This window comes from Dickeya poaceiphila (genome assembly GCF_007858975.2).
GTDB classification, from domain to species: domain Bacteria; phylum Pseudomonadota; class Gammaproteobacteria; order Enterobacterales; family Enterobacteriaceae; genus Dickeya; species Dickeya poaceiphila.
The window spans coordinates 276,008-291,906 of the sequence record NZ_CP042220.2 but is presented as its reverse complement, the minus strand read 5'-3'; the positions used below and the strand labels follow the sequence as shown (position 1 = coordinate 291,906).

Genomic DNA, 15,899 nt, shown 5'->3' with positions numbered 1-15,899 from the left:
AATTTTTATCCTGTCCTGATAGTGGAGACATTTACATGCCATTAGCAGGCTGGACGGCAGGCAATGCCGCAGTCTCAGTCAATGAAACGAAATGAAGCGATGTGAAAATCGCAGATGATATTTTAAATATTTGTTAAATACTCTTATCCCGGCTATCGAGCAATGCCGTGAGCGGCACGAATCTGTTGCGAATACGTCCATCTTGTAACTCTTTATTAACAACATTCGGAAGCACGCACACAATTTCATGAATTTCGCCTGAAAGAACAGATTGTTTTCTGGCAACGTTTCGCAAAATGGCCACCTCTACGATGTGATCAAGCAGCGGGATAGGCATGATGTTCAGGTCACAGGGAGGAGCGAACAATGACACTGGCAGTGACCTATACGCGAGCCACCATCGGTATGCAGGCACCAGAAGTCTCGATTGAAGTGCATATCAGTAACGGCTTACCCGCACTAACGCTGGTTGGCTTACCAGAAACCACGGTCAAGGAAGCACGAGATCGGGTACGCAGTGCGTTGATCAACTGCGGTTTTACCTTTCCGGCCAAGCGGATTACCGTCAATCTAGCTCCGGCGGATCTCCCCAAAGAAGGCGGACGGTATGATCTCCCTATCGCACTGGCCATTCTGGCGGCCTCAGAACAGATTGCTGGCGAGAAACTTACGCAGTATGAGTTCCTCGGAGAACTTGGGCTATCAGGTAGCCTGAGAGGTGTTCATGGTGCTATTCCCGCAGCAATGGAAGCGCAAAAAGCAGGTCGTGGACTGATTCTGCCGGAAGACAACAAAATGGAGATTACGCTGGTTCCTCATGGTGATACCCTTCTGGCTAATCATCTGCTGCAAGTCTGTGCTTTTCTGCAAGGTGAAACAGCCTTACTGCGCGGTAATGACATTATTCCCCAAACATCACCCCATACGCCGACACCAGACCTGAAAGAGATAATCGGTCAGGAACAAGCTAAACGTGCGCTGGAAATCGCAGCCGCAGGTGGACATAACTTGTTATTGCTTGGCCCACCAGGAACCGGCAAAACCATGCTAGCCAGCCGCCTGCCCGGTTTGCTACCAGAGCTTAATGACAACGAAGCACTGGAGAGCGCTGCCATCAATAGCCTGATTGATATTCAGCCCGGTCTGTCGCAATGGCGTAAACGACCATTCCGCTCGCCTCATCACACCGCATCGATTACTGCGCTGGTCGGTGGAGGTGTGCTGCCCAAACCGGGCGAGATCTCGTTGGCGCATAATGGCGTATTATTTCTGGATGAACTACCGGAATTTGAACGACGGGTGTTGGATTCACTGCGGGAACCATTGGAGTCTGGTGAGATAATCATTTCACGTACCCGTGCCAAGGTTTGTTATCCTGCCCGGTTTCAGTTGGTGGCGGCTATGAATCCCAGCCCATCCGGGCATTATCAGGGCATCCATAACCGTATGCCGGCACAACAAATTCTGCGCTATCTCAACCGGCTTTCAGGCCCCTTTCTGGATCGTTTTGATTTATCTATCGAAGTACCATTGCTACCGCCTGGTATCCTTCGACAGCAAACACGTATCGGTGAAGACAGCGCAACCGTACGGGAGCGGGTATTTGAGGCCAGAAAACGACAATTGGCTCGTACAGGCAGAATCAACGCACAAATGAAATCGGATGATATCGCCAGTCACTGCCGGCTAAAAAATGAAGATGCCGCGTATCTGGAAGAAGTGATGAGTAAATTGGGGCTTTCGGTCAGAGCCTGGCACCGAATACTAAAAGTCTCACGTACCATTGCAGATCTGGGAGGAGAAGATCAAATTCGCCGAGCTCATTTATCAGAAGCACTCAGCTATCGCTGCATGGACCGCCTGTTGATTCAACTGCACAAAAGCCTGGCATGAAACAGAGCTTGCCTTCGATAATCAATACCAGATATGAAAATGGGGCCAGAGCCCCATTCAGATTAATCATCGCTTTCAGTGTACTCTTCCACCGTATCCATTTGCGGCTTACCGCCAGACAGCGTATGGAAGCGTTTAGGACGGCGAATACGGCTGGTATATTTCGCCCAGATTCTTTCCAATTCGGTCTGTGCCGCACGCTCACCACGGCATACAGCGACAAACTGAGTCTCTTCCTCTGTTACAGGATGACGCTTGCCCGAATCAAGTTCGTTAAATGCCTGTCCATAACGCTCCAGCAGTTGAGCTTCTTTAATCGTAAAGTCACCATGCCGGGAAAAACCACGTGGATAGAATTTGTTATCAAAAAAACGACTGGTTGTTGAGAAGCTTTCCGCCATTTTACACGCTCCTAATTCTCATATGGTCGTGCCGTTTATGGCGCGGAGTATTAGATAGGCTTGACTTCCTGTAAAACAAAACATTTAAATCATGACGATAAAAAAATTTTGGAGGAAATATGGATACCGACTTACTAAAAACCTTTCTGGAAGTCAGCCGGACAAGACACTTCGGTCGGGCAGCCGAATCATTGTATCTGACACAATCAGCAGTGAGTTTTCGTATCAGGCAACTGGAAAATCAGCTAGGTGCCAATTTATTCACCAGACACCGTAATAATATTCGTCTGACACCTGCTGGCGAGCGTCTGCTGCCTTATGCAGAAAGCCTCATCGGTACCTGGCAAATTGCTAAAAAAGAGGTCGCACGTTCTCAGCAGCATAGTCAGCTTTCGATTGGTGCCACGGCTTCGCTTTGGGAAGCATTCCTAACACCCTGGTTGAATGAACTCTACCAGCAACGTCCGCTGCTACAGTTGGAAGCAAGAATCGCATTACGACAAACACTGATTAAGCAGCTCCATGAGCGTCAGTTGGATTTACTGATTACTACTGAATCTCCGAAGATGGATGAACTTTCCTGTCAGTTATTAGGCAATTTTTCCCTATCTTTATTCACCGCCGCCAACAGCATTCTCGCGGAAGAACGACCGTATATCAGACTGGAATGGGGGGCTGATTTCCATCAACATGAGGGACCTTGGTTACCCGGCGATCAAGTACCTTCACTTACCACATCCTCTGCTCATCTGACACGTCAGTTGATGTCAACCATTGGCGGTTGTGCATTTCTACCCAGTGAGTGGTCACAGCACTATCCCGAATTGCTGTTAATTCCGGAGGTCAATATTGTGGTTCGCCCCTGTTATGCTGTCTGGCTAGAAAACAGCGATCAACAGGAATTGATAAAACAGTTACTGAAAACCCCACTGAACATCGTTTCTTAAACCGTTATACAATGTAAATATGCGATCTGCCTGAAAGTCCAATGGGCTTTCGGAAGATCGACAGATCTCATTCACTAATCATCACTCCCAGCAGATATAACTGTCGGCGAAGAGCTTTTGCACTCTTCAAACCCTATCAAGGCATTACCAGTTATTAAGAACCGCAACGATCCTATACTGCCCTTTTAGAGGTAAGCCAGAAGCACTTTTTCGTCGCAAATAACTCGAAAATCATCGTAGATATGTCTGCCAAAAGCAGAGAGTATGAAATGAAAACTAATAGACGCAAAAAAAAACCTTCACGTCAACGCGAAGGTTTTTTAGTTTGGCAGGGGCGGAGAGGCTCGAACTCCCAACACCCGGTTTTGGAGACCGGTGCTCTACCAATTGAACTACGCCCCTAAATAGGGTGGCGGTGCGGACGGGACTCGAACCCGCGACCCCCGGCGTGACAGGCCGGTATTCTAACCGACTGAACTACCGCACCACCGATTCTGTATGTTATCGAAGAGGTCATTTCGATAACCGGTGCTTCTTACACCACAATTTGATGCCTGGCAGTTCCCTACTCTCGCATGGGGAGACCCCACACTACCATCGGCGCTACGGCGTTTCACTTCTGAGTTCGGCATGGGGTCAGGTGGGACCACCGCGCTCTCGCCGCCAGGCAAATTCTTTCAACGTCTTTCAACGTCATCATCCTTCATGTCGCCGTGTGCTCTCTGTTTGCCGCACACCACGCCATCCAATCCTCGAACAAGCTGACTCGACTTTCCGTCTCTCTCCAAAACACCTTCGGTGTTGTAAGGTTAAGCCTCTCGGGTCATTAGTACTGGTTAGCTCAACGTATCACTACGCTTACACACCCAGCCTATCAACGTCCTCGTCTCGAACGTCCCTTCCGGGGAATCACGTTCCCAGGGAAGACTCATCTCGGGGCAAGTTTCCCGCTTAGATGCTTTCAGCGGTTATCTCTTCCGCACGTAGCTACCGGGCAGTGCCATTGGCATGACAACCCGAACACCAGCGGTGCGTTCACTCCGGTCCTCTCGTACTAGGAGCAACCCCCCTCAATCTTCCAACGCCCACGGCAGATAGGGACCGAACTGTCTCACGACGTTCTAAACCCAGCTCGCGTACCACTTTAAATGGCGAACAGCCATACCCTTGGGACCTACTTCAGCCCCAGGATGTGATGAGCCGACATCGAGGTGCCAAACACCGCCGTCGATATGAACTCTTGGGCGGTATCAGCCTGTTATCCCCGGAGTACCTTTTATCCGTTGAGCGATGGCCCTTCCATTCAGAACCACCGGATCACTAAGACCTGCTTTCGCACCTGCTCGAGCCGTCACTCTCGCAGTCAAGCTAGCTTATGCCTTTGCACTAACCTCCTGATGTCCGACCAGGATTAGCTAACCTTCGTGCTCCTCCGTTACGCTTTGGGAGGAGACCGCCCCAGTCAAACTACCCACCAGACACTGTCCCCGGCCCGGATTACGGGCCCAGGTTAGAACATCAAACATTAAAGGGTGGTATTTCAAGGTCGGCTCCATGCAGACTGGCGTCCACACTTCACAGCCTCCCACCTATCCTACACATCAAGGTTCAAGGTTCAGTGTCAAGCTATAGTAAAGGTTCACGGGGTCTTTCCGTCTTGCCGCGGGTACACTGCATCTTCACAGCGAGTTCAATTTCACTGAGTCTCGGGTGGAGACAGCCTGGCCATCATTACGCCATTCGTGCAGGTCGGAACTTACCCGACAAGGAATTTCGCTACCTTAGGACCGTTATAGTTACGGCCGCCGTTTACCGGGGCTTCGATCAAGAGCTTCTCCTTACGGATAACCCCATCAATTAACCTTCCGGCACCGGGCAGGCGTCACACCGTATACGTCCACTTTCGTGTTTGCACAGTGCTGTGTTTTTATTAAACAGTTGCAGCCAGCTGGTATCTGCGACTCCCGTCAGCTCCATCCGCAAGGGACTTCACCCACAGGAGCGTGCCTTCTCCCGAAGTTACGGCACCATTTTGCCTAGTTCCTTCACCCGAGTTCTCTCAAGCGCCTGAGTATTCTCTACCTGACCACCTGTGTCGGTTTGGGGTACGATTGAATGTCACCTGATGCTTAGAGGCTTTTCCTGGAAGCAGGGCATCTGTCACTTCAGCACCGTAGTGCCTCGTCATCACGCCTCAGTGTTCACAGCAGACCGGATTTGCCTGGTCCACCCACCTGCACGCTTAAACCGGGACAACCGTCGCCCGGATGACATAGCCTTCTCCGTCCCCCCTTCGCAGTCACACCCAGTACAGGAATATTAACCTGTTTCCCATCGACTACGCTTTTCAGCCTCGCCTTAGGGGTCGACTCACCCTGCCCCGATTAACGTTGGACAGGAACCCTTGGTCTTCCGGCGTGCGGGTTTTTCACCCGCATTATCGTTACTTATGTCAGCATTCGCACTTCTGATACCTCCAGCAGACCTCACAGTCCACCTTCAACGGCTTACAGAACGCTCCCCTACCCAACGAACGTATCCCTAAGCCAACTCGACGTTGTGGACGCATTGACGTCGCGTCGCTCCGTCAATCGTCATTCAACTCCGCAAAGTTGTCTTGGGTGATACGTTCGCTGCCGCAGCTTCGGTGCATGGTTTTAGCCCCGTTACATCTTCCGCGCAGGCCGACTCGACCAGTGAGCTATTACGCTTTCTTTAAATGATGGCTGCTTCTAAGCCAACATCCTGGCTGTCTGGGCCTTCCCACATCGTTTCCCACTTAACCATGACTTGGGGACCTTAGCTGGCGGTCTGGGTTGTTTCCCTCTTCACGACGGACGTTAGCACCCGCCGTGTGTCTCCCGTGATAACATTCTTCGGTATTCGCAGTTTGCATCGGGTTGGTAAGCCGGGATGGCCCCCTAGCCGAAACAGTGCTCTACCCCCGAAGATGACTTCACGAGGCGCTACCTAAATAGCTTTCGGGGAGAACCAGCTATCTCCCGGTTTGATTGGCCTTTCACCCCCAGCCACAAGTCATCCGCTAATTTTTCAACATTAGTCGGTTCGGTCCTCCAGTTAGTGTTACCCAACCTTCAACCTGCCCATGGCTAGATCACCGGGTTTCGGGTCTATACCCTGCAACTTAACGCCCAGTTAAGACTCGGTTTCCCTGCGGCTCCCCTATGCGGTTAACCTTGCTACAGAATATAAGTCGCTGACCCATTATACAAAAGGTACGCAGTCACACCCTAAAGGTGCTCCCACTGCTTGTACGTACACGGTTTCAGGTTCTCTTTCACTCCCCTCGCCGGGGTTCTTTTCGCCTTTCCCTCACGGTACTGGTTCACTATCGGTCAGTCAGGAGTATTTAGCCTTGGAGGATGGTCCCCCCATGTTCAGACAGGATACCACGTGTCCCGCCCTACTCATCGAACTCACGACCTGTGCACCTTCGTGTACGGGACTCTCACCCTGTATCGTGCGACTTTCCAGACGCTTCCACTGACACACAAGCCGATTCAGGTTCTGGGCTCCTCCCCGTTCGCTCGCCGCTACTGGGGGAATCTCGGTTGATTTCTTTTCCTCGGGGTACTGAGATGTTTCAGTTCCCCCGGTTCGCTTCATTAACCTATGAATTCAGTTAATGATAGTGTGACGAGTCACACTGGGTTTCCCCATTCGGGTATCGTCGGGTATAACGGCTCATATCACCTTGCCGACGCTTTTCGCAGATTAGCACGCCCTTCATCGCCTCTGACTGCCTAGGCATCCACCGTGTACGCTTAGTCGCTTAACCTCACAACCCGAAAGTGTCTCGGGATATGAGTATGTTGAGAGACTCGAACAACACATGAATTCTTACTCACATGCCGTCGTTTCAATTTTTCAGCTTGTTCCGGATTGTTAAAGAGCAGATAACATAAACCTGACTATTGCTAATCAGTTTTAGGTTAGCGTTGACCGTGCCTTTCACCCACTGTCCGTCATTCTGGCGTCCCCTAGGGGATTCGAACCCCTGTTACCGCCGTGAAAGGGCGGTGTCCTGGGCCTCTAGACGAAGGGGACATCACTTGTCAGCTTCGCAAGACGCTGTTGACTCTTTCTTATCATCAGACAATCTGTGTGGACACCACGCAGGCACTTCTACTCGGTAAGGAGGTGATCCAACCGCAGGTTCCCCTACGGTTACCTTGTTACGACTTCACCCCAGTCATGAATCACAAAGTGGTAAGCGCCCTCCCGAAGGTTAAGCTACCTACTTCTTTTGCAACCCACTCCCATGGTGTGACGGGCGGTGTGTACAAGGCCCGGGAACGTATTCACCGTAGCATTCTGATCTACGATTACTAGCGATTCCGACTTCATGGAGTCGAGTTGCAGACTCCAATCCGGACTACGACGTACTTTATGAGGTCCGCTTGCTCTCGCGAGGTCGCTTCTCTTTGTATACGCCATTGTAGCACGTGTGTAGCCCTACTCGTAAGGGCCATGATGACTTGACGTCATCCCCACCTTCCTCCGGTTTATCACCGGCAGTCTCCCCTGAGTTCCCACCCGAAGTGCTGGCAACAAAGGATAAGGGTTGCGCTCGTTGCGGGACTTAACCCAACATTTCACAACACGAGCTGACGACAGCCATGCAGCACCTGTCTCAGAGCTCCCGAAGGCACAACCGCATCTCTGCAGTCTTCTCTGGATGTCAAGAGTAGGTAAGGTTCTTCGCGTTGCATCGAATTAAACCACATGCTCCACCGCTTGTGCGGGCCCCCGTCAATTCATTTGAGTTTTAACCTTGCGGCCGTACTCCCCAGGCGGTCGATTTAACGCGTTAGCTCCGGAAGCCACGGTTCAGGACCACAACCTCCAAATCGACATCGTTTACAGCGTGGACTACCAGGGTATCTAATCCTGTTTGCTCCCCACGCTTTCGCACCTGAGCGTCAGTCTTCGTCCAGGGGGCCGCCTTCGCCACCGGTATTCCTCCAGATCTCTACGCATTTCACCGCTACACCTGGAATTCTACCCCCCTCTACGAGACTCCAGCCTGTCAGTTTTGAATGCAGTTCCCAGGTTGAGCCCGGGGATTTCACATCCAACTTAACAGACCGCCTGCGTGCGCTTTACGCCCAGTCATTCCGATTAACGCTTGCACCCTCCGTATTACCGCGGCTGCTGGCACGGAGTTAGCCGGTGCTTCTTCTGCGGGTAACGTCAATGAACAGACGTATTAAGCCTGCCCCCTTCCTCCCCGCTGAAAGTGCTTTACAACCCGAAGGCCTTCTTCACACACGCGGCATGGCTGCATCAGGGTTTCCCCCATTGTGCAATATTCCCCACTGCTGCCTCCCGTAGGAGTCTGGACCGTGTCTCAGTTCCAGTGTGGCTGGTCATCCTCTCAGACCAGCTAGGGATCGTCGCCTAGGTGAGCCTTTACCCCACCTACTAGCTAATCCCATCTGGGCACATCCGATGGCAAGAGGCCCTAAGGTCCCCCTCTTTGGTCTTGCGACGTTATGCGGTATTAGCTACCGTTTCCAGTAGTTATCCCCCTCCATCAGGCAGTTTCCCAGACATTACTCACCCGTCCGCCGCTCGTCACCCAAGGAGCAAGCTCCTTTGTGCTACCGCCCGACTTGCATGTGTTAGGCCTGCCGCCAGCGTTCAATCTGAGCCATGATCAAACTCTTCAATTTAAAGTTTGATGTGTTTTCCGAAGAAAACCGTGCTCAAAGAATTTACTGTTACTTCGTAATGAATTAACTGTTGTCACTCTTCAAGACTTTCACTAAATATTTTAGTGAAGTGTCCTGCGAGTGCCCACACAGATTGTCTGATTGATTGTTAAAGAGCAGTGCGACCGGCCTGAGCCTGCTGTCGCGAGGTGGCGTATACTACGCTTTCCTCATGAAGAGTCAACGATTATTTTCGCTTTCTCTTCCTGACACCGCGCTGCGTTGCCGCTGTTGCCGTGTCAGTGGGGTCGCATTATAGGGCGTTCCTCGCCGACCGCAACCGGTATTTTTGATTAAATCGCGCGTTCGCTGCATTCCACAGCAAAAGGCCAGCTTATACCTTATTTTGCACAGAGTTATCCACAAGTCAGGCATTTTTTGAAATTTGGCGAGCATCACGCAAACGTTTTCGCTACAATTCCCCCCCTGATGAATGACACATATTCGTGGGTGCGTTAGCTGAATATTGGCGACTCAATACGTATTTTTCTTTATGTGACTGCCACTATTCACGTAACGCTCTTTAAAGTAAGAACCTAAGTCAGGGGATCAAACCATCATGCACCAACGTCGTCCTATCCGTCGTGCTTTGCTCAGCGTATCTGATAAAGCCGGTATCGTTGAATTTGCCCAGTCTTTGTCACAGCGTAGCATTGAACTGCTCTCTACCGGGGGTACAGCGCGTCTGCTGGCCAACGCGGGTCTGCCGGTAACAGAGGTTTCCGATTACACGGGTTTTCCGGAAATGATGGATGGACGCGTCAAAACCCTGCATCCCAAAGTACATGGCGGCATTCTGGGCCGCCGTGGTCAGGATGATGCCATCATGACCCAGCACAACATCCAGCCAATCGATATGGTGGTCGTTAATCTCTACCCGTTTGCCCAGACCGTTGCCAAAGCTGACTGTACGCTGGAAGACGCCGTGGAAAATATCGATATCGGCGGCCCCACCATGGTGCGTTCCGCCGCCAAGAACCATAATGATGTGGCTATCGTGGTTAAAAGCAGCGACTACACAGCAATCATCGCAGAGATGGACGCCAACGAAGGTTCTCTGACTTACGAAACCCGTTTTGATCTGGCCATCAAGGCGTTCGAACACACCGCCGCTTACGACAGCATGATAGCCAACTACTTTGGCAGCAAAGTTCCGGCCTATCATGGCGATACTACCCAGCCTTCCGGTCGCTTCCCGCGCACGCTGAACCTGAATTTCATCAAAAAGCAGGATATGCGTTATGGCGAAAACAGCCACCAGCAGGCCGCCTTCTATATAGAAGAGCATGTCTCTGAGGCGTCGGTGGCTACCGCTCAGCAAGTGCAGGGTAAAGCCCTTTCCTACAACAACATCGCCGATACCGATGCCGCGCTGGAATGCGTGAAAGAATTCGCCGAACCAGCCTGCGTCATCGTCAAGCACGCCAACCCCTGCGGCGTGGCGATTGGCGATTCGATTCTGGATGCTTATGAGCGCGCCTACAAAACTGACCCGACTTCAGCGTTCGGCGGCATCATCGCGTTTAACCGCGAACTGGACGAAGCCACTGCGCACGCCATTATCAGTCGTCAGTTTGTGGAAGTGATCATTGCCCCTTCCGCCAGCGAAGCCGCGCTGAAAGTTACCGCTGCCAAACAAAACGTACGCGTGCTGACTTGCGGCCAATGGCAACAACGTGTTTCCGGTCTGGATTTCAAACGCGTCAACGGCGGCTTGCTGGTGCAGGATCGCGATCTCGGCATGGTGGATACAGCCCAGTTGCGTGTGGTTACCGAGCGCCAGCCGACGGACTCAGAACTGCGCGATGCCCTGTTCTGCTGGAAAGTGGCGAAATTCGTTAAATCCAATGCGATTGTGTATGCACGCGACAATATGACCATCGGTATTGGCGCCGGTCAGATGAGCCGTGTTTACTCCGCCAAGATCGCTGGCATCAAGGCAGGTGACGAAGGACTGGAAGTACAAGGTTCCGTCATGGCATCCGATGCCTTTTTCCCGTTCCGTGATGGTATTGATGCCGCCGCCGCCGTTGGTATCACCTGTGTGATTCAACCGGGCGGTTCCATTCGCGATGATGAAGTCATCGCCGCCGCCAACGAACACGGCATTGCGATGCTGTTTACCGACATGCGCCACTTCCGTCACTAATTCGGGACTATAACGATGAATATATTGATTATTGGTAATGGTGGACGCGAGCACGCCCTGGCCTGGAAAGCAGCCCAGTCTCCGCTGGCAGATAAAGTCTATGTCGCACCGGGTAACGCCGGCACGGCGCTGGAACCCGCGCTGGAAAACGTGAATATTGCCGCGACAGACATCCCGGCACTGCTGGATTTCGCTCGCCAGAACGCGATTGGCCTGACTATCGTTGGCCCGGAAGCGCCGCTGGTCATCGGTGTCGTCGACGCATTCCGCGCCGCGGGCCTGAAGATTTTTGGCCCAACACAGGCCGCCGCCCAATTGGAAGGCTCCAAAGCCTTTACCAAGGACTTTCTGGCTCGCCAACGTATTCCAACAGCGGAATACCAAAATTTCACCGAGATTGAACCCGCGCTGGCCTATATCCGTCGTAAAGGTGCGCCGATTGTCATCAAAGCAGATGGCCTGGCTGCCGGTAAAGGCGTGATTGTTGCCATGACGCTGGAAGAAGCGGAAAACGCGGCCACCGACATGCTGGCAGGCAATGCGTTTGGCGATGCGGGTCACCGCATCGTGGTCGAAGAGTTTCTGGATGGCGAAGAAGCCAGCTTTATCGTGATGGTGGACGGTGAACACGTATTACCGATGGCGACCAGTCAGGATCACAAACGCGTAGGCGACCAGGATACCGGCCCGAACACCGGCGGCATGGGCGCTTACTCGCCTGCGCCGGTGGTGACGGATGATGTTCACCAACGGGTGATGGAACAGATTATTTGGCCAACCGTGCGCGGCATGGCAGCCGAAGGTAATGTTTATACTGGATTTCTGTACGCGGGCCTGATGATTTCTCCAGATGGTCAGCCGAAGGTGATCGAATTCAACTGCCGTTTCGGCGATCCGGAAACGCAGCCTATCATGCTGCGTCTGAAATCTGATCTGGTGGAGCTGTGTCTGGCAGCGTGCGACGGCAAACTGGATGAGAAAACGTCTGAGTGGGATGTACGCCCGTCATTGGGCGTGGTGCTGGCCGCTGGCGGCTACCCTGCCGATTACCGCACCGGTGATGTCATTTCTGGCCTGCCGACTCAAGACGCAGCCGATGGCAAAGTGTTTCATGCCGGCACCAAGCTGAACGGCGATGATGTGGTCACCAACGGTGGACGCGTGCTGTGTGTAACAGCGCTGGGCCACAGCGTAGCCGAAGCACAACAACGCGCCTACGAACTGGCTAGCCCTATTCGTTGGGAAGGCTGTTTCTGCCGCAGCGATATTGGCTATCGCGCCATTGCACGCGAGCAGCAAGGCTAACACCCGATAACGGCAGGAGCCAGACATCGGCTTCTGTCATATCAACATCTAAATAGCTTCTCATAATAGCGCTACACTTGTGAGAGATGACATCCCGACAGCTCTGGAGCCGCGCAATGATAAGTGGAGCATTAATGCGAGAAGCTATTTAGTTGACTGCGTTACAGCCCCCCACATTTCCTTCTTATTTTGAATAACAATCGCTTTGCCGCTAGCCCATTCTAACCATTTTCTCGTAAAGAAATTTACATATCGTCCTAAAATATTTTCCAGATGATGTCATAACAATCGCAATCAGTTTTAATTTTTCACCACCTTCTGCACGGTAATAACTTAAGGTTCTTCGGACATTGCTGAATCGTGAAATTTATTTAGGCAAGAAACAAGTCCCTGAAGAAAACGAGCCTAGAATCTGATGCATAAATACCAAAAATTAAATCAACACATTAAATCTAAATGTCAAGTATATCACCAGTTCCTACCAAGATCAGTTCGGGAAAATTCTACGCTATCCTTCTTAAACGCAAATTTCTTCTTGGACGAAAAATTAACCCCTGATATAAAAATCCTCCCGTCATCAGACTTTCTCCAACAACCTTCCGCATACGGATACGTCTTCTTACTTGCAGAGGTAAAGGTGAAGACCACCTTATTAGCTGGAGAGGAAACGTCGCAAAATTTTGTGTCTGGTTTTTCGTTCGTTATCTGAATCGTATCCACTACGCCATTTTCGATGACTTGATCTAACGTAGCCAACGTCCCATCACGCACAATTACCGTTACCGAATTGCTTTCCTTGGCGACACTTTTCGTGCTGGGCGAGAATTGCTCCCCATTGAGTTCCTCAATAATTCCATCACCCCACTTCACGACTGGGTTTCCGCGATTATTAATCACGTAACATCCTTGGCGCATGGATTTTCCAATTCTCGAAAACGCTATTTTTAACTGCTTTGTTGCATCATTGAGGCAAACCTCAGTTAGCAACAAGATACCATCTTGACCATTCTCATAACCCTTTTGTGCATATATATCAGCCTTTGTAAATGGCGAAAGGAAAACAGCTATCGTAACGAGAAAGAATTTTAAAGTAGGAAAAAAACGCATATTTCTAGACTCCTGCAATTAGTAGGAAAATGTGGCAACCAATGGAATTATCTGACCAACTTCAGGTCTCTGGCACGAATTCCAAGAATCATCGATGTCGTCATTCTTACCTCTGTTTTATCCCAATCACCACCTGTAAAACCATTTCGGACATTGACAGACTGCCCTTGTATCTGGGTTTTATAGACAATAGCGCAAGGATCGGGGCAGGATCCAGCCACTGACTCAGGTTGCCATCGGCAACTAAGCCAAGTAGTCGGGAGCGCTTACACAGCCTCCTATGAACACCAAGACGAAAGACGCCAAGAGAATTGCTCTCATCCCATTGTTGGCGATGCCCAAAGACAAGCATCACGGTTTCCTGATGTTAATGATACAATACTACGGCGTAGCACTTTTAGGACATTTTTCGTTCACCAAAGGAAAGGAAGTTATTTTTAAACAATGAATTGTGAGATTTTTGGATTTTACCTCATTATCCAACCCGTAACGCGAATACCTGAAATACTACTCTCCTTCCGTCATTGGCTCCCAACGACAAAAATCAGCTTCGGCTACCTGCAACAATTGCGTACCTTCCGGTGACACCAGCCAGGCGATGCTCAGCGGCCCAGCCGCTCGTTCGGCTTGCTGCGCAATCATGGCCAGTGAAGCGCGGTCCAAATCCGGGCGCACCGTTTTCCCGTCGCACGTGGTCACCTGCCCCGCACTCCAGCGCCCCTGAATCAGCGATACTTTACCCGCACGCAGGGAATCGCTCAGCGCCAGCAAACGTCTGGCATCGTACTGATAAAGCGCAATCTCGTCTTCAGACAGCGATTCCCGCCGGTCCGGCAACTGACGCTGCATGTAGCTAACGGTTCCCGCCTGATCAAAACGCAGCCTGACTTCACCCTGTGACGAAGAAGAAGCAGTCTGCCTGACCTCACGCAGCCCCCCCTGCTGGAAGCGATAACGGGTAGTTCTGGATTCTTTCCCCTGCAACGGGCTAAATACCGTCACCAGTGTGGTGAGATGCTGCTGCACGTCGTCTTTACGCCATAACCGCACCACACCACGATCATCCAGGTAGCCGCTGGCGTACACGGCAGGCGCTGAAGGATGAGAGCTACAGGCCGTCAGCCAGCATACCAGCACGGGAGCAACCAACCGGATATGTCGTCTGAAGAAAAGCAAAAGGGGCGAAATCGCCCCTCTGCTTAAACCTTGTATCAACATGCGCTTATTTTACAGCGTCTTTCAGTGCCTTACCGGACACAAACGCAGGCACGTTAGCTGCCGCGATTTTGATTTCTTTACCAGTCTGCGGATTGCGGCCAGTGCGCTCGTTACGATGATTGACTTTGAAAGTACCGAAACCAACTAATTGTACTGCATCACCTTCTTTCAGAGACTCAGTAATCGCTGCCAAAGTCGCTTCCAGAGCAGCTTTAGCCTGGGTCTTGGAAAGGTCAGCTTTGTCAGCAATTACATCAATCAGTTGAGTCTTATTCATAAGTTATCCTTACAGTGTGTTTATCGCTTGCTAAGCATCGAGTGCGACGGAAATGCCATAATAGCACTCTCCTGCATACACGCACCGACAGCCACTTTTATTACGCCCCCCAAATGTAGACCAGACAGGGTGCGGATGTGAAGCCTAAAGACAGGCCATTTCAGGCCTTAAATCACGTTTTATCGCGTTATTGATACAAATTTATCCCAATGTTGCTGACTCCGGCTTCGCGCAGGTCGGCGCGCAAACCTTTTATCAGCTCAAGATCGCGTTCTTCGCAGTCCGCCAGCAGGCGGAAAATCTCCCACTGGATGTCCCATTCTTCTTCAACAGCAGGCAGATTCTTCAATTCTTCATCAGTCATTTCCCGACCTGCCTGAGTCATTTCCAGCATCGCCACGCTACGAATCGATGTTTCGCTAATGGTTACTGCATGTTCCAGCGTTTCACCACTCAGACGCGAATGCAGCAGTTCACTCAGGGCAACGCAAGCGTCAATGGCAGGGTATACGCCATAAATGTCGTAGTCATCCGCGACGGGAATCGCATCTTCCAGCTTTTCCAATTGACTATCGAAATTGACCCTGGCGTCTTTCACGACCAGTGTTTCCCATACCAGATCCAGTATGCGGCGGTAAAGTTGTGGGTCCCCAAAATCGGTCTGCTGGCAGAACTCATGATAGTTGGGGTACATACGTTCACAAAGGCAGGCCATAAAGGTGACATGTTGCCAGCTTGCCAGCTTTTCCAGACGCAAATGAATAGGGTTACGTAACATCGTTTATCTCAAAATAATGGGCGGCAAGTGTAACGAAAATCACCAAACCGCCATATGCCTGAATTCCTAAAGTTTCCTGCCCGGCATTA

Annotated in this window: 10 protein-coding genes, 3 tRNA genes and 3 rRNA genes; 4 read left to right on the top strand and 12 right to left on the bottom strand. The window is 51.2% G+C overall.

Annotated features, from left to right (window positions below):
- Window positions 1-133: 133 nt before the first annotated feature.
- Complete coding sequence (locus Dpoa569_RS01270) at window positions 134-373, bottom strand: hypothetical protein (protein ID WP_227983107.1); 240 nt, start codon at window positions 371-373, stop codon at window positions 134-136.
- Here Dpoa569_RS01270 and Dpoa569_RS01265 point away from each other — a divergent pair.
- Window positions 367-1,893 carry a YifB family Mg chelatase-like AAA ATPase gene (locus Dpoa569_RS01265; RefSeq protein ID WP_042873356.1) on the top strand — a complete coding sequence of 509 codons (1,527 nt, stop codon included), beginning with the start codon at window positions 367-369 and terminating at the stop codon, window positions 1,891-1,893. The genes Dpoa569_RS01270 and Dpoa569_RS01265 overlap by 7 nt on opposite strands.
- Window positions 1,894-1,955: 62 nt before the next feature.
- Here the strand turns inward: Dpoa569_RS01265 and Dpoa569_RS01260 are convergent, their stop codons facing one another.
- Window positions 1,956-2,294 (bottom strand): DUF413 domain-containing protein, encoded by a 339-nt coding sequence (locus tag Dpoa569_RS01260; protein ID WP_042873358.1) that lies wholly within the window; start codon window positions 2,292-2,294, stop codon window positions 1,956-1,958.
- A gap of 119 nt (window positions 2,295-2,413) precedes the next feature.
- On the opposite strand from Dpoa569_RS01260, the gene hdfR reads away from it, so the two are divergent.
- The gene (hdfR, locus tag Dpoa569_RS01255; protein WP_042873360.1) at window positions 2,414-3,241 is read left to right on the top strand and encodes an HTH-type transcriptional regulator HdfR; all 828 of its coding nucleotides are present in this window, start codon (window positions 2,414-2,416) and stop codon (window positions 3,239-3,241) included.
- 326 nt (window positions 3,242-3,567) lie between these two features.
- Here hdfR and Dpoa569_RS01250 read toward each other — a convergent pair.
- The 6 genes from Dpoa569_RS01250 to Dpoa569_RS01225 all read right to left on the bottom strand — a co-directional run bounded on the left by Dpoa569_RS01250 (window position 3,568) and on the right by Dpoa569_RS01225 (window position 8,937).
- Window positions 3,568-3,643: transfer RNA gene (locus Dpoa569_RS01250), tRNA-Trp, on the bottom strand.
- Window positions 3,644-3,651: 8 nt separating this feature from the next.
- Window positions 3,652-3,728, bottom strand: a tRNA-Asp gene (locus tag Dpoa569_RS01245).
- Between the two features lie 65 nt (window positions 3,729-3,793).
- Window positions 3,794-3,909 (bottom strand): 5S ribosomal RNA (gene rrf, locus Dpoa569_RS01240).
- Between the two features lie 137 nt (window positions 3,910-4,046).
- A 23S ribosomal RNA gene (locus tag Dpoa569_RS01235) occupies window positions 4,047-7,040 on the bottom strand.
- A 193-nt stretch (window positions 7,041-7,233) separates the two neighbouring features.
- Window positions 7,234-7,309: transfer RNA gene (locus Dpoa569_RS01230), tRNA-Glu, on the bottom strand.
- A gap of 86 nt (window positions 7,310-7,395) precedes the next feature.
- Window positions 7,396-8,937 (bottom strand): 16S ribosomal RNA (locus tag Dpoa569_RS01225).
- The 16S, 23S and 5S rRNA genes sit together here with 3 tRNA genes alongside, the layout of an rRNA operon.
- A 598-nt stretch (window positions 8,938-9,535) precedes the next feature.
- On the opposite strand from Dpoa569_RS01225, the gene purH reads away from it, so the two are divergent.
- Both purH and purD read left to right on the top strand, forming a co-directional pair.
- Complete coding sequence (gene purH / locus Dpoa569_RS01220) at window positions 9,536-11,125, top strand: bifunctional phosphoribosylaminoimidazolecarboxamide formyltransferase/IMP cyclohydrolase (RefSeq protein ID WP_042867864.1); 1,590 nt, start codon at window positions 9,536-9,538, stop codon at window positions 11,123-11,125.
- A 15-nt stretch (window positions 11,126-11,140) separates the two neighbouring features.
- A complete protein-coding gene (gene purD, locus Dpoa569_RS01215) occupies window positions 11,141-12,430 on the top strand; it encodes a phosphoribosylamine--glycine ligase (RefSeq protein ID WP_042867861.1) in 1,290 nt (429 codons plus the stop codon).
- Window positions 12,431-12,898: 468 nt separating this feature from the next.
- On the opposite strand, the gene Dpoa569_RS01210 is transcribed toward purD, so the two are convergent.
- The 4 genes from Dpoa569_RS01210 to Dpoa569_RS01195 form a co-directional block, all read right to left on the bottom strand.
- Window positions 12,899-13,537: a hypothetical protein gene (locus Dpoa569_RS01210; RefSeq protein ID WP_042867859.1), complete on the bottom strand. Its 639-nt coding sequence runs from the start codon at window positions 13,535-13,537 to the stop codon at window positions 12,899-12,901.
- Window positions 13,538-14,044: 507 nt separating this feature from the next.
- Window positions 14,045-14,755 carry a DUF1481 domain-containing protein gene (locus Dpoa569_RS01205; protein ID WP_042867853.1) on the bottom strand — a complete coding sequence of 237 codons (711 nt, stop codon included), beginning with the start codon at window positions 14,753-14,755 and terminating at the stop codon, window positions 14,045-14,047.
- 4 nt (window positions 14,756-14,759) lie between these two features.
- Window positions 14,760-15,032, bottom strand: a complete 273-nt coding sequence (gene hupA / locus Dpoa569_RS01200; RefSeq protein WP_012882985.1) for a nucleoid-associated protein HU-alpha — start codon at window positions 15,030-15,032, stop codon at window positions 14,760-14,762.
- A gap of 187 nt (window positions 15,033-15,219) precedes the next feature.
- Complete coding sequence (locus Dpoa569_RS01195; protein WP_042867851.1) at window positions 15,220-15,810, bottom strand: YjaG family protein; 591 nt, start codon at window positions 15,808-15,810, stop codon at window positions 15,220-15,222.
- Window positions 15,811-15,899: the final 89 nt, after the last annotated feature.